Here is a 25,609-nt window from a genome sequence, read left to right on the forward strand (position 1 = left end):
ATGGAGCTAGAACGTTCTTAGAACCTCTGCCCCATTGTAAACTCAAAGAGGGATGTCTCATCGCCCTGCTCCTCTGCAAGAGGTTTAGAGAACATGAGCTGAATAGGTCCAACCGGAGAGAACCACTCAAGTCCTGCGCCAAATCCGCCGCGTGAAAGATTTTTGACTTTGTAGTCTCCGTTGTCCTTTTCCGTTGTGCCGATGTAACCCCAGTCAAGATAAGTTACCAAACGCATTTTTGCTGCCGGTACAAGAGGGAAACTTAACTCAAAACTGTTAGTTGCACTGTACTCTCCGCCGTAGCGTCTTACGCCATTTGTTGCGTTTGCGTCCTCTACGGTAGTCGGAGAAAGCGAATGAGACTCATACCCTCTTACACTTCCTATACCGCCCATATAAAACTTCTCGGCTATCGGCAAGAAACCCGTATCGTGAACATAGTTGAGCTTTGCTTTATACCTTGCTATAACATCAAATCCAAACCAATCTTCAAGTCCTTTATAAGCGCTTAATGTCGTTCTTGACTTGATAAATTTAGCTTCCCCGCCAACACCTGCATTTTCAATACTTTGAGAAAGGATGATTCCTTTTCTTGGAAGGTAAAAATCATCGGTATCATCATACTTTGCACTTACCGTAATTGAGCTTTTTGTATAGTCTTCAAAAAGGTACTCATCCACATAAGTCAAGTCGGCATCTTCATCTATCTCGTACTTATTTTGTGAGTAACCATATCCCAAATGACCGCTTATATAACGTGTAAATCTATGTCCGATACCCATATTTAAACCGTCAGACATAACGCTGTAGTCATCATACTCATAGTCAGATGTAAAAACAGAGAAGTTTCCGCTAAAGTCGCTATCGTTAAGACGAGAATTCGATACACTAAAAGAGTAGTTTGATGTAAGCTCAGAGCGCTCTGCTTTCACGCCCATGTCTATACCGGAACCCCAAACGTTTCTATCGTCAACCGCAACACTTATAAGAATTCCGCCATAACTTCCATAACCGCCGCCTAGTTGAATATTACCCGTCGGAGCCTCTTTTACTTTTACGACCAAATCCATTGTTTGGTTGTCAACTCTCTTCTCTTCGATTGTGTTGCCGTCAAAAAAACCAAGACGTCCAAGAGCGCTTCTTGAATCACTTAAATCTGTTGCAGAGTACATATCCCCCGGACCTAAGTAAAGCTCTCTTCTGATAATTCTATCAAGCGTTCTGCTGTTGCCTGATATGATGACATTTCTAATTTTGACTTTATCGCCCGGAACAATTTTATAGATAACTTCAACCTGTTTCTTGTCTTTGTCTTTTTTCAAATCCGGAACAATCTGTACAAATGCATAACTCAAATCCGCTATTAGTGTTTTTATCTTTTGAGAATCTTTGCGGAAAGTCTCTATATTGAAAACCTCGCCTACTTTTAAACTTAAAAGCCCTTCTATTTGCGCATTTTCAACGACCTCTTTCTCTTGCTGGATGGTAATCTTGCTAACAGAGTAAACTTCACCCTCTTTGAGTTGATAGCTCATATCTGCCGTATAGTTGTCAAAATTTACTCTAACAAACGGCTCTTTTACATCAATATCCAAATAACCGTGCTGCATATAAAGGTCACGGATACGAAGAGGGTCGTACGCTAAGTCGGCAACTTTCATCTTGCCATCATTGCGTCCCCAAAACCAACCCATAAACTCTCTCTCTTTGTTAGCGATAACAGCATCAAAATCATCACTATCTAAACCGGAAATACCGCTATAGACAAGCTCTTTTATGATAATCTCTTCACCCTCATTAACGATAAAAGTAACTTTATAACTGCCATTTTCCAAAAGCTCTTTTTCTATCTCTACAACACTGTCAACCTTTGCCTCTTGGTTGATTGCTTCAATGATTCTCTTTTTTGCGGCTTCTAGCTTTTTCTCATCATAAAGCGCTCCGACTTTAATCTGAACAATGCTATTGATAGTTTCAGAATCATTCTCTTTCCACCCTTTTAGCTCTATCTTTGAGATAAGAGGTTTTTCTTTAAAGTGAAATGTCAAAACTCCGTCTTTGTCAATATCTGTCCAGATATCTTGAAAATATCCCTGTTTAAAGTATGTCTTGATTGATGCATCAATCATAGCATCATCAACCTCACTGCCTGCTTCAAAACTGAGCATTCTCAAAGCTACAGACTCTGATATCTGTACCATTCCGTCAAACTTAATTGTCTTTATCGTGTACGCGTGGGAGTTGAGCGCCAAGAGGGTTAGCAACATTGCGAAAAATATTCTCATTGATTTTCCATGAATTGTAAAATAAGTGATGATTCTACCTTTTATGAGGTTAATATTAAGTAAATCTTGTATAATTTGCCAAACAAAAAGAACTAGCTTTGCGCACTTTTGCAAAAAAAGTTTGTAAAATTCCTTACAAATCTCAAAAAACTTGTTTTTTGTAGCTTTAGGGGGTTGCAAGGGACATTTGTCCCTGCCATCAAAACGGACGAGTTCGTTTTGGTGCATAACATCAAAAAAAAAGAAATAATATGAATGTAGCAATAATTGGATTGGGTCTTATGGGCGGTTCGCTTGCTAAGAGCCTCAAAAAACTTGATTTTATCAAAGAGATTGTCGGTAGCGACCACAATCCTAAACATCAAAAAGAGGCTCTTGAACTCTCTCTTGTGGACAAAATAGTAGATATAAATGAAGTTAAAAAATATGATGTGATTTTTCTTGCTATTCCCGTAGATGGCATTATAACGGCACTTCAAAATCTTGTGGGCGTTAAAGAGAGCGCCACTATTATAGATTTGGGAAGTACAAAAGCAAAAATTATCGCCTCCGTGCCACATCCCATACGCAAAAATTTTGTCGCCGCACATCCTATGACAGGTACGGAAAACTTTGGTCCGAGTGCAGCAGTTGATAACCTTTATGATGACAAAGTAGTTGTATTATGCGACATAGAAAATAGCGGTGAACATCAGATAGAAGTAGCAAAGAGAATATTTAAAGCACTTCACATGAAGAAGCATTTTATGCCGGCACACCAGCATGACCGTCATGCGGCTTTTATCTCGCATATGCCTCATGCCATTGCTTACTCTTTGGCAAATACAGTGATGCATCAAGAGAACAAACACAATATCCTAGCCCTTGCGGCAGGCGGTTTTCGCTCTATGAGCCGTTTGGCAAAAAGCTCTGCATTTATGTGGGAAGATATCTTTAGACAAAACAAAACCAATCTGCTTGAAGCAATTGAACTTTTTGAAAATGAGTTAAACACTCTCAAAGAGCACATCAAAAATGATGAGTGGGATAAGGTGCACAAAAACATAGAAGCAGGAAATAGGCTTCATAAGATTCTTGATTAGTCGAGTTTGTACCTTTTCAAAACCTCTTTAAGCACTTTTTTGTCTATCTCCGTTTTGTCATTTGTGTAGATATTTTTTTCCAGTATCTCTATAAGTCTCTTAACCTCTGCATCTTCTTTATATGCCATCAGTTTTGCCAAAAGAGCTTTTGGCTCTTTGATAGAGCTTTTTTTTGCTTTTTTTATCTGCGGTAATTTTTTAAACATCATAAGTGCTGCACCAACGACAAGCCCCGTAAAGAAGACGAAAAAGAGCATAACAGCGTCACTTTTATCTTGTGGAGCCGGCGCTAAAGTCTCCTCATGAAACTCTTCTGGCTTTTTGATAGTAAGTTCCTCTTTTGGCTTTTGGTTTTTTACCTTGATGGCAATCTCGTTTGTCGTGATGGTTTTTATCTCTTTGGAATTTATATCAAAATATGTAAGCTTCAATGGCGGTATCATAAAGTCACTTTCAGCTACAAAGGTTAATTTTTGAGAGAGTTTTTTGCCGTCTATGACTATTTTTTCATCGAAAACTGCCACATTTGGGATGTTTGGTTTAAAACTCTTTATATCTTCCAAATTGCCGCTGCCGCTTACACTAACAGTTGCATCAAGTGCTTCGTTGGCATTGACCTCTGCTTTGTCCAAAGAGAGAGTGATGGTAAAATCTCCGACCAAAGAAACCCCTGAAGGAAGCGGTTTTACACTCAAATCAAGCTCATTTGAAAAGTGGTTTTTCCATTTTATGGTTGGAATCCACCCACCCCACCCGTCTATCTTGGTATCCCTTGAGGCTATCTGTATCTTGGCTCTGCCAATCTTTTGCATACCGACTCTTTGAGCCAGAAGTGTATAGACAACTTTTGTAACGGTATAGCCGTCCTCTTGGTACTTTTGCGGCTTGCTCTCTTCCCGCACCCAAAAACCGTCCATTGCAGGGGGTGTGAACTTGCTGTCGATGGCATTTGAGCCATCTTTTTGTTTAAAAAGAAGCGTGAGTTCAAACGCTTCTGAGACATAAAGTTCTTTTTTATCGCTATGCAGCAAAAGCATAAAGTTTGCATCTTTGGTTTGGCTTGGAGCTTTTACACTAATCTCTATCTCTTTTGTACGCTCTTTTTTGCCATCTATCTCAATTTCAAAACTCTCTATTTTACAGCTTTTTTGCGGAGCAAATTTATAGTTTAAAGTGTAGTTTTTGCTCACTGAACCATTGATTATTTGCATATTTGTTTGTGAAGAAGTTGAAAGCACATCACTGTCGCAAATAGTGGCAATTTCTGGTCGCTTAACGCTCTCTCCCGCAATTTGCAAAGAGTAGGTAACCATCTCCCCCTCTTCAACGCTCTGCATATCAACACTCGCACTCACTCCTGCAAAAAGCATCTGCGTTGTTATAAAAAATATGAGTAAAATTTTTGTCATAACTATCCCTTTACCACGGTTTTTCATTGCTGGATTTTTGTGTTGTTTCATCGCTGAGTTTATACATATAACTGCTTACATTTTTGTTAAGCATCTCTATCCATTTGCGCTCTTCTGCTTCATTCATACCATTTTCATCTTGGGTTTTTGCCTCACTGACATCACTGTTTTGCTCTTGCTTATCATCTTTTTTTGTGTCTGTAGCTTTTTGTTCTTCTTTTTTCTCTTTTGGTTCTTTGGCATCTTCTTGTTTTTGTTTGCCTTGGCTCTCTTTTTGCTCCTGAGAATTATCTGTCTGGTTGGACTTGTTTTGCTCATCTTTATTCCGTGAACTCTTCTCTTTTTCTTGTTTTTGCCCATTATCTTTTGAGTTTTGCTCCTCTTGGGGTTGCTCCTCTTTTTGCTCTTGCTTTTGAAGAGCTTTTTTTACCGTTTCAAGATTTTCTCGTGTCTCTTTCTCCTCTTTTATCTTCAAAGACTCCTCATAAGAGGTAAGGGCTTTTTGCAAATCACCGCTCTTTGCGTAAGCATTGCCGAGGTTGGAGAGGTTTTTGGCTTTTGACTCCCCCTCTTCAAATGCGGCTTTTTTATAGCTCTCTGCCGCTTCTTTGTACTTGCCTTGTTTGTAGTAGGCATTAGCCGTGTTGTAGTGGCTTTGCGGGTTTTGACTCTTTGTGGCGTGGGCTTCATAGAGTTGAGCGGCTTTGTCAAATTCGCCGCTCTCATACGCTTTTTTTGCCTCATGAAGCTTCATAAAATCAAACATTCCCGCATTCGCATCTTGATGAAAGGTAAGAAAAAAGAGTGCGATAAAGAGTGATTCTCTTCTGCCAAAAGAGCTTGTAGCGATAAGCAAGAGAAACATTGCTATACCCAGAGGGTAGTAAAAAAGCGGTTTTGTTCTCTCTATCTCTTGGCTTTTTAGCTCTTTTTTTTCATCCATTCGCACTATCTCCCTAAACATCATCTTTATGTCCTCAAAAGAAGTTGTCCCCTCTATGTAAACACCGCCTGTTTTTGTGGCAAGTGTGGCGATAGCGTCATTTAGTTTTGTAAAAAGCATCTCGCCGTTATGTTGCAAAAATGTCCCATCTTGCAGTCTGATCGGTGCACCTTTTTTTGTTCCCATGCCTAAGACAAAAACTACAATGCCATGCTTTTTTGCAAAAGCAATCTCTTGTGAAAAGTCATCTTTGTCTCCGCCATCACTTAGCAGAAGCACAACCTTTCTATCCTGTTCCTTTTGGCTCTTTTGCACAACATCCAAAAGCGATAAAAAATCCGTTCCCTTCTCTGTTATGGAAGAGGTGTCTAGCTGTGAGAGCAAAAAAGCAACCGCTGCCGTATCAAAACTAAGCGGCGAAACAAGGTAGGACTCTTTTGCAAAAGCCACAACACCTATACGCTCATTTTTTGCTTCTTCTAAAAGAGTGAGCGCTTTTTGCTTGGCTGCTTCAAGACGGTTTGGATAAACATCTTGCGCCAACATGGAGTCTGAAATATCAAGTGCGATGGTTATATCCGTGCTCTTTGCCTTGACTTCAACTTTTCCCTCCTTGACAACAGGCTGCGCAAGGGCGATAACGGTAAAAAACCCGACAATTAAAAAGAGTGCATTTCTGGCTTTAAGCGTGAGAGTATTTGCGCTTACACGGAGCTTCTCCATCACATCTTTGGAAAAAAACTCAGCTTGATGCTCCTTTTGGGTAAGCAAAAATGCAAAAAGCAAAAAGAGAGGCGGCAACATGTAGTAGAGAAATTCAGGATGCAAAAAGGTCATGCATAACCTCTTTTATTTTTGAGGTAAACATAAAGCATCAAAGAGAGAAGCGCAACAAAAAGAGGAAACTGGTAGTAGTAGTGTGTGAGCGTAAAGCTCTCACCCTTAATCTCCGACTTCTCAAGCTCATCTATCTTTTTATACACCTCTTGAAGCTGCGCTGCACTTGATGCGCCAAATGCCATACCGCCGCTCTCGTCGGCTATTTTCAAGAGGGCTTCTCTGTTATACTCATGCGGCATTCCTATACCTATGGGATAAACCTTTATTCCCTCTTTTTTAACCATATCAAGCGCAATTTCGAGCGGTACACGGTCAACCTCGGGAGTACTGTGTCCATCGGTGAGCAAAATGGCTATCTTTGTTTTTGATTTGCCCATTTTTAAGAGGTTGACGCCTTGGGCAAGAGAGGTGTTGAGTGCGGTGTATTTTCCAGCTATGCCGATAGAGAGCTGCGAGAGGATTTTGTTCAAAATGTCGGCATCGTAAGTAAGCGGCGAAGCGATAAAAGCGTAAGAGCCAAAAACTACAAGCCCCATGTTGTCACTTTTTCTTTGACTGATAAAATCACTCACTATCTCCTGCACCGCATCAAAGCGAGTTAAATGTCCGTTTTTTGCATCAAATCCTCTCTCTTTCATCGACTCTGACGCATCTAAAATAAGCGCAATCTCAACACCGTCTTTTGGCTCAATCTCATAAGGCTCTTCTTTGATGGGCGACATAAGCGAGAGTACCATCGTCACAATGCCAAGCCATTTGAGAAAGAATAGGAGTTTTGAAGTGGAGATGGCGTTTTTAAAAAACTCTTTTGTGTGTGGAAAATAGATAGAAGTTGCACGCTCTTTGCAAAAAAAAGCGCAAAGTGCAAAGAGAAAAAGAAGTAAAAAAAAGAGCGGAAACTCAAAAGAGAGCCCGTCAAACATCAATCATTCCTTTGTAAAGTTCTATATAACCAAGTGTTTCGCCATCAAAAGGTGCGACACTCTTTTTGTACTTGTAAACTTCCAGTCTGCTTATGAGATTTTGGTACATCTCTTGATGTCTAGGACTATCTTCTTTAAACGTTGCGCCATAATGCGTGATGGCGTATGCCGCACTTTTGGCATCACTCAAATCAAGTGTATGTAAAAGCCTATAATGCTCTTTTTTGAGGTTGAACCTGTTACGCTTTTTGTACCAGACATAGATGAGATATCCAAACCCAAAGAGTAAAAGAAGCGCAAAAAAAGCACTCCCCAAAAGGTAGTAAAGTGAGTACTCCTGCACATCAACAATGGTTTTTATATCATGAAGCGGGATGTCAAAACTCTGCTCTTGCGCCATTATCGCCCCTCAAAAAGTCTGCGGAGTGCCACGGCGGCACTTGAGTCTGTATATACTTTTGTAAAACGGATACCATCACTTCTTAATTTCTCAAAAAGAGCGTGGTCATGCGCTGCCACCTTTTGTGCATAGGCTTTGATACTCGCTATGTTAAAATCCCCCTCCAAAGTTGCTCCGCTTTGCGGGTCAACAAGTGAGGCAAAGCCCATTTCAGGCGGATTTTCTTCAAGTCTGTCTCGTACGATGACGCAAACTATCTCATGCTTTCTTGCCAAAAGTCTGAAATTCGGTATCTCAAAAAAATCGCCAATCATTAAAATAAGCGACTTTCTTTTTAGTCTTTGAAAAAGAGTATCGGCTATGAACTTAAAGTCAAGCTGCGCTCCAAGCGCATCAAACTCCAAAATATCTTGAACGCTTTTTTGTACCATCAAGAGTTTTTTGGTGGGCTTTTCATGTGCTGCCATCTTGTCAGTAAAGATGTAAGAACTCAGCAAATCACCGTTTTTAAGCGTTGAATAGCCTAAAAGTGCGGCAACCTCGGCGATACTCTCCTGCTTGAACTTTTTAGAACCAAAATGGACACTTCCGTTTAAGACAGAGACCAAAACGACATTTAGCTCTCGCTCCTCACGAAATATCTTGATAAAGGGTTTTTGCATCTTAGCCGTGATATTCCAGTCAATATGGCGGATGTCATCTCCTGCCATATACTCACGAAGTTCGATAAAATCATACCCCTCTCCGTGAAAGATAGATGGATTGTTACCGACCATTTCGCTAAAAACTTGCCGTCTCGCACGAACCAAGATTTTTTGAAGTTTGCTCATGTGCTTATGCCGTATTTATGGTATTGCAACGGTTTGGAGTACTTTTTGGATAATCTCGTCAGTTGTCACACCCTCTGCCTCTGCCTCATAGGTCAAAACGATACGGTGACGCATAAGCTCTTTTGCAATATATGCAACATCCACAGGTGTTACAAAATCTTTGCCGCGCATAAACGCCATAGCTTTTACTGCTTTAAACATATCGATACTCACGCGAGGAGATGCTCCAAACTGGATATACCCTTGAATCTCATCAAGCCCGTACTCGCTGGGATGGCGTGTGGCATTGATAAGTTCTATCATATACTCCTCAACCTGCGCATCGACATGAACATTTTTCACAGCCGCCTTTAGCGCCTCCAAATCCTCATGTGTCACAACGCTCTTGATCTCCTCAAAATTGCCGCTTGAAATACGTCTTGCTATCTCAAGCTCCTCTGCTTTTGTGTTGTAATCAACAACAAGTTTGAGCATAAATCTATCTAACTGCGCCTCTGGAAGCTGGTAAACACCCTCCTGCTCAACAGGGTTTTGGGTTGCCATAACAAAAAACGGCAAAGAGAGCTTAAAGGTCGTATCGCCAAGAGTCACCTGCTTCTCTTGCATAACCTCCAAGAGTGCCGATTGGACTTTTGCGGGAGAGCGGTTTATCTCATCCGCTAAGAGCAGGTTTGTAAAGATAGGACCTTTTTTTATCTTAAAACTGTTGGTCTGCGGGTCATAAATCTCAGCACCGAGGATATCTGAGGGAAGCAAGTCGGGAGTAAACTGCGCTCGTTTAAAATCAAGTCCCAAACTCTTTGCAAGCGCATTGACCGTCGTTGTCTTTGCAAGCCCCGGAACACCCTCTATAAGTATATGCCCCTCACACAAAAGCGCAATAAGAAGAGCATCAATCATCTTCTCCTGTCCCACAACCACTTTGGAGACCTCTTTTTTAATCAACTCTATTTTAGACATCATAAATACTTTTTCCTTTTCTATGTAAAATGAAGTATAACAAAAAGGGATAAATAGCTAAAGGGCACCTCTAAAGTTCAAGCCCTAAAACCTTACCGATTCCCTCTTTTTGCACCATTGCGCCAAACTTCACGGCGATACTTTGCTTTGCTATCTCGTATCCTTGTGTTGATTGTCCCGTGATGTGGAGTTTGTTGCCTCCGATGGTCGTACCTTTGGCATCTCTCACGCTTATCTCTATGGCTGAACGGGCAAGGATAAAGCCGTATGAAGAGGCTCTTTGAACGTCGGAGCGGATGGCAATCTTAAAATGCACCTTAGCGCTTTTACTGTCGATTTGAACTTTTTTTGCACTTAGCGCATCACGGACAGGGGCTTGAAGAGCAAGCGAATCCTCATCCGCTTCTAGCTCAAAACTGATAGAAGCAAGAAGCGCAGCATAGTTATTTTTGATTTTTTGTATCTTTTGAATAAAGCGCTCACCGTTAAAACTGCTTTGCAAAACATTCATAACCACAAGCATATTTGGAACATCCCCTAAATCATGCAGCACTTTTTTATAGATACTTAACCCCTCAAGCTCATGGTGCAGATGCAGTGAACCGACTGCCGCATCGGCGATGGCAAACTTTTGCTCAAGTTCACTTCTAAGGCTCTCAAAGAGTTTTTTTTTCTCTGATGCGATGAGTACGACATGCTTTTTAAAACCAAGTTCTTGAGCCTCTACGACCTCATAATGGCTTATACGGATTTTCTTCACATCACTTTGTATATTGCTCACAGTGGTTTGCTGATGTGAGTTGCGCACACCCTCTTCTACAACCTTTTTAGAACTGAATGTGGACTGTATGGAGACGCTGAGCGTGGATGCCATCATACTAAGCGCATTTGCAACCGCCACCTCCTTGCTCTCCCCCTCACCAAGAGCATAAAGCGTTTTTTGCGTACTTTGCGGCGGATTTGTGTACCATGCGGGAAGAGCTTTTTTGGGCATAAGAGGCACATCTTCTTTTGTAGAACATCCCGCAAAAAAGAGAGTTGCCGCTACTGCGATAAAAAGACAGCTTTTTCTCATTGCCCAAGCTGCTCCATAGCTTTTTTATGTTTTCTTATCAAATCACTAATCCTAAAATGTGCCTGATTTATCTCTTCTACAGGCTCTATTGCAATGGTATCGGCTCTTTTGTAGTAGTTTTGCGCTTCTCCATAGACACCCTGCGCCTCTTTGACAACCCCCAGATTGTAAAAAGCGACATAACTTTTCTGCTGAGTTGCATCCACAAGCTCAGTTAAAAGTTCTTCTGCTTTATCAAGCCTATTTTGCTCAATATACTCCAGCGCAAATTTTAAAAGCTTCTTTTGTCTATCATCATACTTGGTATCCGGGTCATCTATAAGGTCAACTCTCATATTGACATAGTGCGGTGTCAACTTAAAGATAAAACTCTCTGCTATCCGATCCGCCAACATGTGTCCGGCTGCATCAACAGTCGGAATAAAACGGGTATCGTCATCACAATGTGTCCATGCCGTAGATGCCGGAACACTGGCCGCATATATAACATCTCCTTGCGCAATATCAATCATCCGCACTTCAGCTGAGAGATGCACATCTCTTTTTGTGCACCCGACAAGATACTCCCTCATTTTCTCACATTTTTTATCTGCGCATCGTAAACGCTTCTCATAATAGTAGCTATCTCTGGAACTAAGATTTGAAACACTCCCTGCAACAATAGCCTGAGCGCCTATAAGGTTACCTACCTCAACAGCTTTTTCAACCTCTATCAAACCGCTGCTTTGTAGTTTTTGTTCGGTAATAATCTCATTAAAATCTTTTCTGCTTACAACCGTAAAGTACGATTTGTCATCAATAGTTGTTTCATAAAGTTTTGTCTCGATTTTATTTGAAACACTAAATTCGTCATTCTCAAAGTAAGCTACACTCACTTTTTTTGTCATCGCCGCACGGTCAATCTCTGCCGGCTGAAGCGCTCTAATGGTCACACGCTGCGTACATCCGCTCAAAAACAGAGCAGACAAAAACGCAAAAATCATCCATAAAACCATCTGTTTCATAATGCTGTACCGCCTCTTTTTTTACTGCTCGCATTATATAATTTTTGTGCAATTTTTTTTGCACTTGCAAGTGATGTTATCTTTTTTTGTTCTATCTCTTTAATGAGCGTCTCATATTTTAGCGCATCCTCAACCACTAAAAGAACCATCAGCGCATCAAGTGATTTTGCACCTTTAGTTTTTTGCGAAAAAGCATCGCCTGATTTTATTTGAGGAGACTTTTTTCTCTTAATTTTTCCGACTAAAAAACCTGCAACAAACGTAAGCAGGTAGTAAAGATAGGAGACATCAAAAGAGAATCCCTCCTTTTGCACTACATCAAGAAGCTCCTCTTTTGCAAAACCGCCCTCCACCTTTACATCCACCGCATCAACAACAAGTTTTTCTACCTTTTTTGTCTTAAGGCTAAAGTACTCTATCTCTTTTTTTGGGATAGTAAAACTCTTCTCTCCTACAAAAGCAAATTTCTGGCTCCAAACTCCACTCTGCGCCTCTTTGGTTAGTTTTTGAGAAGAGACAGCCTCTCCCGCAAAAACTTTGACACCCTCTATCTCATAAGAAAATGGCTCGATTCGCTCAAAATTTCCCTCGCCTTTGATTGTTATATCAAGATGATAAGGTTCGTATGCCTTCAGCAGAGGCTCTCTCTTTTTTACATCAACAGCAAAATCTCCTACCAAATCACTCGGCGTCTCTTCTATCAAAACCTTAAAAACTTCCTGCTTAACAACTGTTTTTTTTGCATCCTCTTTTTTGACATTATCACGCCCGATAACCATCTCTTCGATAGAATCTTTGCTTGTCAGTTTCATCAGCGCTTCAAAAGCTATCTCTATTTCGCCGGACTCTTTTGCAAAAAGAAGAAACTCATAAGAACTTATTTTTTTGCCCTCAACGATACTCTCATTTGCCTGCAAGCTCTTAACACTAAACTTTTCATACTCGCCGCTTGGATTGAACTCGATACTGTAAAGTTCTGCACGGTCGCTAAATGCACATGTATAGCGAATATAAACTGCCTCATTGACAAATGCTTTTTGTTTGTTTATCTGCGCACTCCATTCGTACGTCGTTGCAAAAAGCGGCAGTTGCAAAAATAGAGTTATGAGTAAAAAAACTTTACCAAGGCTTCTTTTCATCGACTCCCCTTTTATTGATAAGCTCATACTGCTTGGAGCTTAGTTTTGCTTTGCCGCCGTCAAGATTGATACTATTTTGCATCTCTGTTTTTTTGCCGCTATCATCGGCACCGCTGCTGCTTTGCGCACTTACTTGCATGTTTGATCCGCCCCCCTCTTTTGCTTTTTTGTTACTCTGCTCTTTTTTGGCAAGTGCAGATTTATCTTGACTTTGCTGTTTCCCGCTTGTCATCTCTTTTTTCTCACCCGCCTCACGAATAAACTCCAGATTTTCGTCCGCCTCTTTTGAATAAGCAAGCGTTAAAGATTTCACATACGCCTCTCTTGCCTTCTCAAACTCTTGCAGCCGCACAAGCGTATTGCCTATATTGTAAAAAACGATTGACTTTGCCTCTGAATCGGCGGACTTTACCATCTCAAAGTTTTGCAGTGCCTTCTCATACTCTCCGCTTCTGTACTGCTCCACCGCTTTGTTGAAAAACTCCATATTCTCATTTGCACTCAGATGTACACCAAAGAGAAGCAAAAACGCCACTACATACCTCTTAAGCGTCGTAACACTCACCAAAAACGAGAAGATTGCCAAAACCACAAAATAGTAAAAAAGTTCAAGATTACGCATAATCGTTGTTTGGCTTTTATGCTCTTTTTTGCCTTGTGACTTAAGTGCATCAAGAAGCGTGTCAAAATCTTTTGTGTAAACCCCGCCCGTTGCCTCTGCTATCTCTTTTACTGCACTGTTTTCACGGCTCACAACGATATCTCCAAGCTCGTCTTTCATAAGCGCACCGTCCTCAAGCCTAAGCGTTCCGCCCGTTGTCGTAGCAGTCATAAAGATGTTTACCGCAAGGTTGTTTTCTCTGGCAAAATTCGCCTCAGCCTCATAGCCCAGTTCATCTGCTCCATCGCTAAAGAGTACAACGGTAGCCTTTTTAGATGCGGACATCCTGCGAGAGAGCTTGAGTGCGGACATCACGTCACTTCCCTGCGTAATGATAAACTTCTCATCAAGAGAACCAAAAAGATGCAGCAAAAGCTCTCTGTCTTCCGTCAGCGGAGAGAGTACCACTGCATTTGTAGTAAATCCAAGTACCCCATATCTGCTCTTCTCTCCCCTCTCCACCAACTTTTTGAGCATCTCTTTTGCAAAATCAAGACGTGTAGGCTCCAAATCCGAAGCGTGCATGGAGTAGGAGAGGTCAACCCCGATAATCACATCGCTTAAAAGTTGTTCGGATTTTATCGGTTCTTGCTCTATAACGGGTCTGCAAAGTGCCAAAACAACAAAAAGAAAGCTAAATATATATCCGTAAGAGGCAACTCTCAGCTCTTTTAGGTTTACTTTGAGAAAAAGCGGTAACAGCAGAAGCAAAAGCCAAAGGTACTCAGGAAAAAGAAGTTTCATTTTTGCACCTCTCTATAGAGTAAAAAGAGCAAAAGCACCGCCGCACCAAGCAAAAGCGCCCAGTAATAGTACTCTTTTTGCAGATATTCCTTGCTTTTTATGTTTGAAGATTCCAGTGCGTCAATCTTCTCATAGACTGATTTTAGCTCTTTTGCCGAAGTTGCAGCAAAATACTCTCCATCGCTCTCCTGCGCTATCTTCTGCAACAGTGCTTCATCCGCCTCGCCCTTGTTTCCCATGCCGATAGTGTAGATTTTTATCCCCTGCTCTTGCGCTATTTTGATGGCATCTTTTGGCGAGATACTTCCGCTGTTATGTTCACCGTCGGTTAAAAGTATGATAATTTTTGTTTTAGCTTTGGAATGTTTAAAAGCCCTCACGCCTACCGCAATTCCCTCACCGATAGCCGTGTTTTGCCCTGCCATACCATGCATGAGATACCCTAACATCTCTACAACTATATTTTTTTCATAGGTAATGGGCGAAGCGATAAAAGCAAAATCTCCAAAAAAAACTACCCCGAGATTGTCCATCTCTCTTTTTTTGATAAACTCAGAGGCGATTATCTGCGCTATCTCAAATCGGCTCAGCCGCTCCCCTTTACTTACCTCATTTTCAAAATCAAATCCGGAAGCGTTCATGGAACCGCTGCCGTCAAGTGCGAGAACAATGTCTTTTCCCATACGATTATGCGGGTTAAGAGTGTCAACAACTATCGGGGAGGCAAGAGCGGTACAGAGTAAAAGAATAATGGCTGTCTTGAGAATCCACTCCAATTTAAGAAGATTTTTTTTGGTGGAAAAAAAGTGAAGATGTACAAAAAAACGGCTCTTTAGCTGCTCCCTGCACTTATACATGCAGTAAAGAAGCGGGAAAAAAAGTAAAAAGAGGTACGGATACTCAAAGCTAAAAAAACTCAAATACTCCCTCCCTTTTTTTATGCTTATTTTAACAAAAAAATAAAAAACAATAACTAAAACGCCTTTTTGAAAAGAATATTTGATTTTTTTTAAATATTTGAAGATTTTTTCTTGACATATAAATTCTATTTGTCTATAATTCGCGTCCACAAACGTTAAGTTTGAAAATGTCTTGTTAGCTCAGCCGGTAGAGCATCTCACTTTTAATGAGGTGGCCGATGGTTCGAATCCATCACAGGACACCATCTTTTGTTTTGTGGCCCCGTCGTCTAGCGGTCAGGATCCCAGGTTTTCATCCTGGTTACAGGAGTTCGATTCTCCTCGGGGTCACCAACACAATCACTTCATTTTTACACTATTTAACTCCAAATTTTTTTTATAAAGCTATAATTCCAATTTTAAAAATCAGATAAATTTTTCATGAAAGTTGCACTATGTTTTTACAACGATATATTGATTTTGTTACACACTATTTTAAAGCAGTTTTGATTTTTGTAGCTCTTGCTACGGGAATTTTTGGGTATTATGCACAATTTTTGGGTATTGATGCTTCTGCCGAGACGCTTTTGTTGGAAAACGATACAGATTTGAAGTTGACGCGTGAAGTTCACGGGCGTTATATCAGTCCTGATTACCTAGTAGTTGCTTTCAGTCCTAAAGAGTATATGCTCTCTGAAACTAACATTGCTACCATCAAAGCACTTAAAGATTCTTTGTTGCGCATAAATGGGGTTGAGAGCATCACATCGCTGCTTGATGTTCCCTTGCTTGAGAGTCCGCCGATGGCAGTTTCCGAAGTTGTAAAAAATGTACGCACGCTCTCATCTCCCGATATCAAAAAAGCAATGGTGCAAAAAGAGCTTACTTCAAGCCCTCTGTATGCAAAAAATCTTGTAAGCGATGATTTTAAAACTACCGCTATTTTAGTCAATCTCAAAGAGGATGCCAGATACACCGAACTTCTTCAAAAACGCAACTCTTTTATAGAACTACAGCAAAAAAGAGAACTGAAGCCTGAAGAAAAAAAAGAGTTTGAAGCCGCAAAAAAAGCATTTAAAGAGTATGGTTACAGCACAAGGGACGAAGTACATCAACTAATTGAAAATGTCCGCTCTACCATTAATCCTTTTCGCAAAGAGGGGGAACTTTTTTTAGGCGGCGTTATGATGATTGCAGACGATATGATAGGTTTTGTAAAGAACGATATCGCCATTTACGGAACGGCTATTATGCTCATCATGGTGCTTATGCTGTGGGTTATCTTCAGACAAGTACGCTTTGTGGTTTTGCCTATCTTGGTCTCCTTTTGTGCGGTCATTATCACAACAGGTGTCAATGCGCTTATGGGTCTTGAAGTTACGGTCGTCTCTTCAAATTATGTTGCGATGCAGCTCATCACTACGCTCTCTTTGGTAATCCATCTTATAGTAAGCTACCGCGAGGAGTATGTGCTTTACCCGCATTTTTCTCAAAAAGAACTCATCGAAATTACGCTCAAGCGTATGTCTGTTCCGTCTGTTTTTATTATCCTTACATCGGTTGCGGGATTTGGCTCACTGATGACGTGCGATATCCTGCCTATTATCGATTTGGGTACGATGATGAACATCGGCGTAACTGTTTCTCTGATTGCGGCATACCTTCTTTTCCCGTCTATGATGATGCTGTTTCCCAAAAAAGAGCCTGTACTTACATTTGACAAAGCTTTTACGCTTAACACCATCTTTGCACAAACCGTAGAGCATCACGGCAAAAAAATCATTGTGATAGTAGTCGCAATCCTTGGGTTTAGCCTTGTCGGCACTACACAGCTAGTAGTTGAAAACAGTTTTATAAACTACTTTAAAAAGAGTACCGAGATTTATCAAGGTATGCAAAAAATAGACAACACTTTAGGCGGTACGACACCGCTGGAGATAGTCGTAACATTTCCAAAGATACAAAACAAAGAGAAAAAGAGTAACACTTCTGATGAACTTGATAGTTTTGCAGACGAATTTACAGAGACGGACAATGATGCACAATACTGGTTTACGGCACAAAAAATGGAGACCATACTTAAAGTGCATGACTATTTGGTCTCTTTGCCCGAGGTGGGCAATGTCTCTTCGCTGGGTACGCTCACAAAAGTTGGGCGCATCTTGAAAGAAGGGAAAGATTTTGACGGTGTAGAGCTAGCACTTATGTACAACGAGCTGCCTCTTGAGTTCAAAAAAATCCTTCTCTCTCCATACGTAAACACTGAGTACAACGAAGCACGCTTTGTAGTTCGCATAGTGGATTCCAACAAAAATCTTAGACGAAACGAGCTGATTAAAAAAATTCAAACAGATTTAGAGACAAAAATCGGACTTAAAAAAGAGGATTTTAAACTTGTAGGCATGATGGTACTTTACAACAACATGCTCCAATCCCTTTTTGATTCGCAAATAGGAACACTCGGTCTCGCACTCCTTTCTCTTGGGGCAATGTTTTTGTTTCTGTTTCGTTCTTTAAAAATTGCGGTAGTTGCATTAACCGTCAACATGGTACCAATCAGCGTTATTTTTGGCATTATGGGTATCGCAAACATCCCTTTGGACATCATGAGCATTACCATCGCCTCTATCGCTCTGGGCATCACTGTGGACAACACCATTCACTATTTTTACCGTTTTAGAGAGGAGCTTGCACTAGATGGAGACTATATCGCTTCTATGCACAGAGCGCATGGAACTATCGCTTTTGGAATGTTTTACTACTCGCTTGCGACAATTGTAGGCTTTTTGGTCTTGGTAACTTCCAACTTTATACCGACGCTTATTTTTGGTCTTTTGACGGTTATCGTTTTGCTTGTAGCAATTGTCTCAGACCTTCTTTTCTCGCCGCTTTTGGTGGTAACGTTTAAACCTTTTGGGGTAAAGAGAGGGTAATACCTAACTATTGGCTTGTTAAGCTATAAGTGATGGGGATAGTCAATGTCGTCTGGCTTTTAGGCTTTGGAAATTTTGTAGAGAGATCTTCTATGGTCTTGATGGCTGCACGGCTCAAAATCTCGTTGCTTGATTCTACAACTATAACATCATGAACTTTTGCATCAGTATCTAGTGTGCATTTAACTTTTACTACACCTGTAATCTCTTTTTGTCTGGCACTTCTTGGATAGTAGAGATATTCTTGTAAAAGCTCTACTATTTTTTGTATATTGAGTTCATAATACTCCTGATGATACGGTTTTGTCTCTATAGGCGGTACCGTTTTTTGTTCAGAAGCAATCTCTTTATGTATCTCCGGTGCCACGCTTTTTTGGGGCTGCGGAGTTATCTCCTCTTTAAGTTGGCTTTTTTCTACTTTTTCTTCCAAAGTTTTCTCTTCTACTTTTTCTTCCTCTTTTTTCTCAACCTTTTTTTCTACTTTTTTTTGAACGGTTTTTCTCTCTTTTTTTTGGCTCTCTTGCACTCTTTGGGGCTTCTTCTCTTGAGGCTGCACGATACAAACTTCCTCTTTTGCCTGATGCTGTGCCTTTGTTTGTGGGGACGCTTCAATCACGGAGAGTTTTATGGGGATTTTTATAAGAATTTCTTGCTCAGGTTTTGTCTCATTGCCGTAAAAGTACAAAACCAGCGACAACACTACGCCGTGAAAAAAAAGAGAGATAAAAAAGGAGTTGCCGTGTCGAATCATAGAGCAATAGTAACAAAAGAATTGTTACTAAGTGCTTAGCTTATACGAAATATAAGTATTATATCGCTCTTTTAAATTCCGGGTACGCTTCAACACCGCATTCGTTGATATCCATACCCATAAGTTGAGCTTCATCGTCTGCTCTGAATGCAGAGATTTTATTTATAGCAATGAGAACAACAAACGATACAATAAAAGTAAATACCCCTACAATCAGTATCCCTTTTACCTGCGCCATAAATGAAATCTCTTCTACAAAAATTCCGGCCGCCAGCGTTCCCCATATGCCGTTGACAAGGTGTACGGAAAGCGCACCGACAGGATCGTCAAGTTTTAGCTTATCGAACATCGGAACTGCAAAAACAACCAACGCACCGCCGACAAGTCCGATAAAAATAGGTGTAAACATATCATAATAATTTGCCGCCGCCGTTATAGCAACAAGCCCGCCTAAAGCGCCGTTCAAAATCATAGTGATATCAAATAGTTTATAGCGAACATACATAAGAAGCGCTGCGACAAGCGCACCGGCAAGCCCTGCCGTATTTGTGTTCATGATGGTTTTTGCAACGGCATCAGCTTTTTCTATACTAGAGATAGTGCCGACACTTCCGCCGTTAAATCCAAACCATCCTATCCAAAGAAGAAGTGCGCCAAGAACGACAAGAGGGATATTTGATGCCGGAATAACTTTAATTTTTCCATCTTGATAACGCCCTCTTCTTGAACCGATAACCATGATAGCAGCCAAAAGCGCCCAACCACCTGTTGAGTGGATAACGGTTGAACCTGCCAAATCATACATCTCTATATCAAGAAATGTGCCTTTGAGCATATCCGCTCCCCAACTCACATTGACAACAAGAGGATATATAACCGCTCCCATTATAAGAGTAAAAATAGCCAGTGGAATGATACGTACCCTCTCGCTCACACCACCGCTCATAATATTAACCGTCTTGCCCACAAAAGCCATCTGAAACATAAAAACAGCCCAGATACTGCTAGACGTACTCTCCCAGCCGCCAAAAGCAAGTTGGTATCCAAAGAGCAAAAAGGCAAGAGATGCCACTGTATATATCATCACATTTGTAGTCAAAACAGAGGAGACGTTTTTTGTACGAACCAGACCCGCTTCAAGCATAGCAAACCCGGGAACCATAAAAATGATGAGCGTCATGGCAAAAAGCATAAAGAAAGTGTCGATTATATATTTGAAATCAGCTTCTAGCATATAAAATCCTTCAAAAAAAATTGAAGGAAATTATAACTTATAAAAGAGGAATAGAGTTTTTTTACTGATTAATTTTTAATCAGTAAATAAGATTGACTTTATCTGCCACTTTATGTGGCAAGCTTCAGTGCCATAGCGGCAAGCGTAGCCAAAGGAATTACTTCCTTTGGCGTTGTAATTACTATATCGCCTCGCTATCAGTTTCACCCGTACGGATACGAATAATTTTTTCAACATCGCTCACAAATATCTTTCCATCACCGATTTTACCTGTTCTTGCTGCCTCAACGATTGTCTTTACCACTTGGTCAACATTTTCATCATCAACAACCATCTCCATTTTTATTTTTGGGAGAAAGTCAACAACATACTCCGCACCGCGATAAAGTTCGCTATGCCCTTTTTGACGTCCATAACCCTTAACCTCGCTAACCGTCATCCCAGTGATTCCGATTTCTGCCAGGGCATCTTTTACATCTTCTAATTTAAATGGTTTGATAACCGCTTCTACTCTTTTCATAATCATATCTCCAAATTTAGTTTAAAATTGTAACGACTTTTGCTATTTTAAGCAAACACAAAAATCAAAGATTTAGTGCTTTTTCTCCATGGATGGTCTCATCAAGACCTCTGCTCTCGCTCTCATCATCCACTCTTCCGCCACCTGTAAGAGCTGATGCAACATAGTAAATCACCGCTGTAGCTATAGCACTATAAACAACTGTCAACCCTATCGCCTGAACCTGTTTTACAAGTTGTGAACCCATCTCGTATGCTTCGGGCAACGCATAAGGAACAATAAATAGTGCCGTTGCGATAGAACCCCAGATACCGACCAAGCCGTGAATCCAAAATGCGTCCAAAGAGTCATCCACTTTAAACATCCCTTTAAGTTTTGCAACACCCCAAAAGCCTAACATACCGCCGACAAGCCCGATGATGATAGCACCTTCTACACCGGCAGTTCCCGACGCAGGAGTGATTGCCACAAGACCTGCAACCGCTCCGGAAGCTCCGCCTACAATAGTTGCTTTTTTATAAACAAACCACTCAACAACAAGCCATCCAAGGACACCAAGCGCTGCTGCAACATTTGTCACCAAAAATGCCGATGCCGCAATACCGTTTGCCCCAAGTGCAGAACCTGCATTGAAACCAAACCATCCAAACCATAAAAGAGCCGCACCTAGTGCTACTAAAATCGGAGAAAAAGGCTTAATAGCCGCTTTGCCGTAATCTCTTCTGCGTCCCAAAATCATAGCGACAACAAAACCCGCCACACCTGCATTAAGGTGAACAACCGTACCGCCTGCAAAATCTATCTCACCAAAGTTAAGAGACTCTCCTCCACCCCATGCCCAGTGTGTTACGGGTGCATAAACCGCCACAACCCAAAGAGCCGCAAATACCATATATGTAGAAAACTTTACACGCTCTATCATAGAGCCGCTTGCGATGGCTACGGCAATAGCCGCAAAAGTTCCTTGAAACACAACAAAAAGAAGCTCAGGAATAGTTCCTTTAAGTGTTTCAGACGTGATACCAAAGAGCATTACCTTGCCGCTTCCGATAATATCGCCGTCTCCAAAAGCGATAGAGTAACCCACAACAACCCACACAAGCGAAGCCATAGCATACGCCCCCAAGCTCATCCCTATCGTGTTAAGCACGTTTTTTGAACGTGTCAAACCTCCATAAAAGAGCGCTAGCCCTGCTGGAGTCATAAGCATTACCAAAGCAGTAGCTACAAGCATCCATGCCGTATCACTGCCGCTTAGCGCATCCTCTGCAAAAACAAAAGAGGGTAACAACATTGTGCCTAAAAGATATCTTTTCATCTTTTATCCTTTTTGAAAATCTGCTCAAATTATACACCCTTGCTCTTTGACAATATGCACATTTATGATTAATTTTTAATCAATACTAGCCCAACTAAAAATCTTCTATCTTTACGAAACTCTTAAGCGTTATTAAGATATCATCCGTGGAATTATTTTTTAAAAAAATAGGTGTTATATATGAGCAACTTGCTAAACAGTGACAACGTACAAACAATCAACATTGAAGAGACGCTTCAAAACAGCTACTTAGACTACTCAATGAGCGTAATCGTAGGACGTGCCCTTCCTGATGTACGCGACGGACTCAAGCCTGTTCACAGAAGAATCCTCTATGCAATGGACAAACTAAGCCTCTCTCACGGCTCAAAATTTAAAAAATCGGCTCGTATCGTCGGGGATGTTATCGGTCAGTACCATCCGCACGGCGACACGGCAGTTTATGATGCACTTGTTCGTATGGCACAAGAGTTTTCTATGAGGATGCAGCTGGTTGACGGTCAAGGAAACTTCGGTTCGGTGGACGGCGACAGTGCAGCGGCTATGCGTTATACCGAAGCCAGAATGACAAAATACGCAGGCGAACTTTTAAAAGATTTAGAGAAAAACACGGTCAATATGATTGACAACTACGATGCGACTACAAAAGAACCCGATGTTATGCCGACTCGTGTTCCAAACTTACTTATAAACGGCTCTTCAGGTATCGCTGTAGGTATGGCTACAAATATTCCTCCGCACAATCCTCAAGAGATTATGATGGGGTTAAAGGCACTTTTGGCAAATCCAGATATCGAACTTTACGAAATCATGGAGCATATCAAAGCACCTGATTTTCCGACAGGCGGAACCATTTTTGGTAAAAAAGGGATTGTTGACGCCTACACGACGGGTCGCGGACGTATCAAGGTACGTGCAAAAACTCATATAGAGCGCAAAGGAAACAAAGATGTCATAGTTATAGATGAGCTTCCTTATCAGGTAAACAAAGCTCGTCTTATTGAAAATATTGCGGATTTGGTAAAAGACAAACTTATAGAAGGTGTTTCGGAGATTCGTGACGAATCAGACCGTGAGGGCATCCGTGTCGTAATCGAACTCAAAAAAGATGCGATGAGCGAAATCGTTCTTAACAACCTCTATAAACAGACAAGCATGCAGGTGACTTTTGGTATCATCATGCTCTCCATCCTTAACCAAGAGCCAAGAGTTTTTGGTCTCATTGACATTTTAAAACACTTTATCAACCACCGTAAAACCATTATTATCCGCCGTACTATCTTTGACCTTGAAAAAGCAAAAGCAAGAGCGCATATCTTAGAAGGTCTCAAAAAAGCTCTTGATATTATCGATGAAATCATCAGAGTTATCAAATCAAGCAAAAACATAGAAGAAGCAAGAGACAACTTAGTTTCAGAGTTTGATTTTAGCGTCATTCAGGCACAAAGCATCGTTGACATGCGTCTTGGAAGATTGACGGGCTTAGAGCGTGAAAAGATAGAAAACGAACTTAGAGAGATTTTAGAACTTATCCTTTACCTAGAGTCTATCTTAAAGAGCGAAGAAGTTTTACACGGTATCATCGACCAAGAATTTGATGAGATTATCTCTATCTATACCGATGCAAGACGCACGGATATCGAAGATGATTATGATGATATAGACGTTGAAGACCTTATCCCAAATGAGCCTATGGTTGTCACCATCACCCATAGAGGATACATCAAACGTGTTCCTCTTGCGCAGTATGAGAAACAAAAAAGAGGCGGCAAGGGCAAAATTGCGGTTACCACATATGAGGATGACTTTATAGAGAGGTTCTTTACATGTAACACCCACGACACTCTTCTTTTTGTTACAGACCGCGGACAGCTTCACTGGCTCAAAGTCTATAAAATTCCCGAAGGAAGCAGAACGGCAAAAGGCAAAGCGGTTGTAAACCTTCTCAACCTTGTAGCCGATGAGCAAATCCAATCCATCATTCCAACAACAGATTTCAGCGATGAAAAATCACTTGTCTTCTTTACAAGAAACGGAACAGTCAAGCGAACAAATCTCAGCGAATTCTCAAACATAAGAAGCAACGGCGTCAAAGCTATTCTTCTTGACGATGATGACAAACTTATCACGGCAAGAATCGCAGATCAGAGCATCAAATACCTCTTTATCGTTACAAAACTTGCACAATGTATCAAGTTTGAGATAGAAAAGACTAGAGAGCAAGGCAGAAACACTATGGGAGTCAGAGGTATCAAATTTAAATTTGATACCGATGAAGTCGTCGATGCAAACATAATCGCAAATGATGAGGAAGAGATACTCATAGTAAGCGAAAAAGGTATCGGCAAGCGAACAGATGCCGGAGAGTACCGCTTAACCAATCGTGGCGGAAGCGGTGTTATCGCTATGAAAATGACGCCTAAAACAGGAAAATTTGTCGTCGGATGTTTGATGGTAGATGAAGAGATGGATATGATGGCACTTACAAAAGCAGGCAAAATGATACGTGTCGATATGCAGACCATCTCCAAATCAAGCAGAAATACAAGCGGTGTTTATATCGTTAAAGGCGATGATGTTGCAAGTGTTTCAAGATGTCCAAAGCAGTCAGATGAAGAGGAAGAGAGTGATGACTCTCTTTTTAATACAAGCGAGTTGGAATAGTAGTTGCTTAAACAAAACCAACAAACCCATGTCAGAGGACGAATTATGAGATATTCTGTACTATTTGCAATGCTTTTGAGTGTCGCATCACTCTTTGGAGCAGATAAAGTTCTAGTAGTTGACACAACTGTCGTAGAGCAGACAAACGCAGAAGTTGCAGCAGCAAAAGCTGAAGCAACCAAAGCAAAAGAGGTGGCGGCACAAGCAAGAGCGGAGAGCCAAAAAACGATGGATGAACTCGCTCAGGTAAAAGCGCAAAGAGAAGAAGAGCTTGCAACTATGACAGCTCAAGAAGAGATACTAAGAAAAAACAAATCAATGCATATCTCTGTAGTCGGGCAAGGTGTTGCACCCATGAATACATCCTCTCCTGCACAAGCATACGCTCTTGCAAAAAGGGCGGCTATTGCCGATGCATACAGAGCAATTGCCGAAAAAGTCAAAGGTGTTCGTGTTGATGGGCAAGATACAATCAAAAATATGATGATGCAAAAGTCAACGCTGCGCACTTATGTTCAAGCAATGGTAAGAAATGCTGATATTATTGAGACTACATTTAAAGAGGGATTATGCGAAGTAGAGATGGAAATCGTCATTTCACACGCAGACTTTGCCCAATAATACTCCTGCTTCTTTTTCCGCTTGCACTCAGTGCAGGCGAATACCTTATCTCTTATAAGTACATCGTCAAAGACGCAACACTCTATAATGAAGCACTCTTTATCTCACACAGCATGAAAAAATGTAGCGGTTTGCCACAAAGCGATTTGCTTCTTTATAGCAATGGCGAGAGTGATTTAAAAAAAGTAATCGCTCAAAATTCAGCCGAATTTTTAGAGTATATCCATAAGCTCGGACTTCATGTTGCGTACAGCGATGCAACGACAAACCTTCAAAACAGCTCCACTACAACGCTCACACTACGAACAACATGCTTCAAAGTCGATTTTAATGATACTTTTGTTACAATCGTCCCTTTAAAATAAGGCAAACTC

General features: G+C 41.0%; 21 protein-coding genes and 2 tRNA genes. 7 read left to right on the forward strand and 16 right to left on the reverse strand.

Going from position 1 to position 25,609, the window contains the following annotated elements; translation table 11 throughout:
* Positions 1 to 17: 17 nt before the first annotated feature.
* Entirely contained in the window at positions 18 to 2,285 is a 2,268-nt protein-coding gene (bamA, locus tag PHY84_RS04765) for an outer membrane protein assembly factor BamA (protein WP_299858214.1), read from the reverse strand.
* A 251-nt stretch (positions 2,286 to 2,536) separates the two neighbouring features.
* Between bamA and PHY84_RS04770 the strand changes: the two genes are divergently transcribed.
* Positions 2,537 to 3,367, forward strand: a complete 831-nt coding sequence (locus PHY84_RS04770) for a prephenate dehydrogenase (protein ID WP_299858215.1) — start codon at positions 2,537 to 2,539, stop codon at positions 3,365 to 3,367.
* On the opposite strand, the gene PHY84_RS04775 is transcribed toward PHY84_RS04770, so the two are convergent.
* From PHY84_RS04775 to PHY84_RS04825, 11 genes are all read right to left on the reverse strand, one after another.
* Positions 3,364 to 4,776: a BatD family protein gene (locus tag PHY84_RS04775; RefSeq protein WP_299858216.1), complete on the reverse strand. Its 1,413-nt coding sequence runs from the start codon at positions 4,774 to 4,776 to the stop codon at positions 3,364 to 3,366. The genes PHY84_RS04770 and PHY84_RS04775 overlap by 4 nt on opposite strands.
* Positions 4,777 to 4,786: 10 nt before the next feature.
* Positions 4,787 to 6,556: a VWA domain-containing protein gene (locus PHY84_RS04780; RefSeq protein WP_299858217.1), complete on the reverse strand. Its 1,770-nt coding sequence runs from the start codon at positions 6,554 to 6,556 to the stop codon at positions 4,787 to 4,789.
* Complete coding sequence (locus PHY84_RS04785) at positions 6,553 to 7,482, reverse strand: VWA domain-containing protein (RefSeq protein WP_299858218.1); 930 nt, start codon at positions 7,480 to 7,482, stop codon at positions 6,553 to 6,555. Before PHY84_RS04785 ends, PHY84_RS04780 begins: the two co-directional genes overlap by 4 nt.
* Positions 7,475 to 7,882: a hypothetical protein gene (locus PHY84_RS04790; RefSeq protein WP_299858219.1), complete on the reverse strand. Its 408-nt coding sequence runs from the start codon at positions 7,880 to 7,882 to the stop codon at positions 7,475 to 7,477. Before PHY84_RS04790 ends, PHY84_RS04785 begins: the two co-directional genes overlap by 8 nt.
* On the reverse strand, positions 7,882 to 8,712 hold the full coding sequence (locus PHY84_RS04795; RefSeq protein WP_299858220.1) for a DUF58 domain-containing protein: 831 nt from the start codon (positions 8,710 to 8,712) through the stop codon (positions 7,882 to 7,884). Before PHY84_RS04795 ends, PHY84_RS04790 begins: the two co-directional genes overlap by 1 nt.
* Before the next feature lie 15 nt (positions 8,713 to 8,727).
* Entirely contained in the window at positions 8,728 to 9,675 is a 948-nt protein-coding gene (locus PHY84_RS04800; protein ID WP_299858222.1) for a MoxR family ATPase, read from the reverse strand.
* Positions 9,676 to 9,742: 67 nt separating this feature from the next.
* Positions 9,743 to 10,747: an LPP20 family lipoprotein gene (locus PHY84_RS04805; protein WP_299858223.1), complete on the reverse strand. Its 1,005-nt coding sequence runs from the start codon at positions 10,745 to 10,747 to the stop codon at positions 9,743 to 9,745.
* Positions 10,744 to 11,751 carry a CsgG/HfaB family protein gene (locus PHY84_RS04810; RefSeq protein WP_299858224.1) on the reverse strand — a complete coding sequence of 336 codons (1,008 nt, stop codon included), beginning with the start codon at positions 11,749 to 11,751 and terminating at the stop codon, positions 10,744 to 10,746. The genes PHY84_RS04805 and PHY84_RS04810 overlap by 4 nt, the downstream gene beginning before the upstream one ends.
* Positions 11,748 to 12,890 (reverse strand): hypothetical protein, encoded by a 1,143-nt coding sequence (locus PHY84_RS04815; RefSeq protein WP_299858225.1) that lies wholly within the window; start codon positions 12,888 to 12,890, stop codon positions 11,748 to 11,750. Before PHY84_RS04815 ends, PHY84_RS04810 begins: the two co-directional genes overlap by 4 nt.
* A complete protein-coding gene (locus tag PHY84_RS04820) occupies positions 12,871 to 14,295 on the reverse strand; it encodes a VWA domain-containing protein (RefSeq protein ID WP_299858226.1) in 1,425 nt (474 codons plus the stop codon). The genes PHY84_RS04815 and PHY84_RS04820 overlap by 20 nt, the downstream gene beginning before the upstream one ends.
* Complete coding sequence (locus tag PHY84_RS04825; RefSeq protein WP_299858227.1) at positions 14,292 to 15,215, reverse strand: VWA domain-containing protein; 924 nt, start codon at positions 15,213 to 15,215, stop codon at positions 14,292 to 14,294. The genes PHY84_RS04820 and PHY84_RS04825 overlap by 4 nt, the downstream gene beginning before the upstream one ends.
* Positions 15,216 to 15,384: 169 nt before the next feature.
* Between PHY84_RS04825 and PHY84_RS04830 the strand changes: the two genes are divergently transcribed.
* The 3 genes from PHY84_RS04830 (at position 15,385) to PHY84_RS04840 (ending at position 18,127) form a co-directional block, all read left to right on the forward strand.
* Positions 15,385 to 15,460: transfer RNA gene (locus tag PHY84_RS04830), tRNA-Lys, on the forward strand.
* Between the two features lie 13 nt (positions 15,461 to 15,473).
* Positions 15,474 to 15,548: transfer RNA gene (locus PHY84_RS04835), tRNA-Glu, on the forward strand.
* A gap of 101 nt (positions 15,549 to 15,649) precedes the next feature.
* Positions 15,650 to 18,127, forward strand: a complete 2,478-nt coding sequence (locus PHY84_RS04840) for an MMPL family transporter (protein WP_299858228.1) — start codon at positions 15,650 to 15,652, stop codon at positions 18,125 to 18,127.
* 7 nt (positions 18,128 to 18,134) lie between these two features.
* On the opposite strand, the gene PHY84_RS04845 is transcribed toward PHY84_RS04840, so the two are convergent.
* From PHY84_RS04845 to PHY84_RS04860, 4 genes are all read right to left on the reverse strand, one after another.
* A complete protein-coding gene (locus tag PHY84_RS04845) occupies positions 18,135 to 18,824 on the reverse strand; it encodes an energy transducer TonB (protein WP_299858229.1) in 690 nt (229 codons plus the stop codon).
* Positions 18,825 to 18,936: 112 nt separating this feature from the next.
* Positions 18,937 to 20,112: an ammonium transporter gene (locus PHY84_RS04850; RefSeq protein ID WP_299858230.1), complete on the reverse strand. Its 1,176-nt coding sequence runs from the start codon at positions 20,110 to 20,112 to the stop codon at positions 18,937 to 18,939.
* 181 nt (positions 20,113 to 20,293) lie between these two features.
* Positions 20,294 to 20,632, reverse strand: coding sequence for a P-II family nitrogen regulator (locus PHY84_RS04855; RefSeq protein ID WP_299858231.1), 339 nt, complete (start codon positions 20,630 to 20,632; stop codon positions 20,294 to 20,296).
* A gap of 64 nt (positions 20,633 to 20,696) precedes the next feature.
* Positions 20,697 to 21,950, reverse strand: coding sequence for an ammonium transporter (locus PHY84_RS04860; protein ID WP_299858232.1), 1,254 nt, complete (start codon positions 21,948 to 21,950; stop codon positions 20,697 to 20,699).
* Between the two features lie 180 nt (positions 21,951 to 22,130).
* Here PHY84_RS04860 and gyrA point away from each other — a divergent pair, with 180 nt between their 5' ends.
* From gyrA to PHY84_RS04875, 3 genes are read left to right on the forward strand one after another with little or no spacing between them, the layout of a single operon-like run.
* Entirely contained in the window at positions 22,131 to 24,614 is a 2,484-nt protein-coding gene (gene gyrA / locus PHY84_RS04865; RefSeq protein ID WP_299858233.1) for a DNA gyrase subunit A, read from the forward strand.
* 45 nt (positions 24,615 to 24,659) lie between these two features.
* Positions 24,660 to 25,235, forward strand: coding sequence for an LPP20 family lipoprotein (locus PHY84_RS04870; protein ID WP_299858234.1), 576 nt, complete (start codon positions 24,660 to 24,662; stop codon positions 25,233 to 25,235).
* Entirely contained in the window at positions 25,184 to 25,600 is a 417-nt protein-coding gene (locus PHY84_RS04875; protein WP_299858235.1) for a hypothetical protein, read from the forward strand. Before PHY84_RS04870 ends, PHY84_RS04875 begins: the two co-directional genes overlap by 52 nt.
* Positions 25,601 to 25,609: the final 9 nt, after the last annotated feature.

The sequence above is a fragment of the Sulfurimonas sp. genome (genome assembly GCF_028694605.1).
In the GTDB taxonomy this organism is placed as follows: Bacteria; Campylobacterota; Campylobacteria; order Campylobacterales; family Sulfurimonadaceae; genus Sulfurimonas.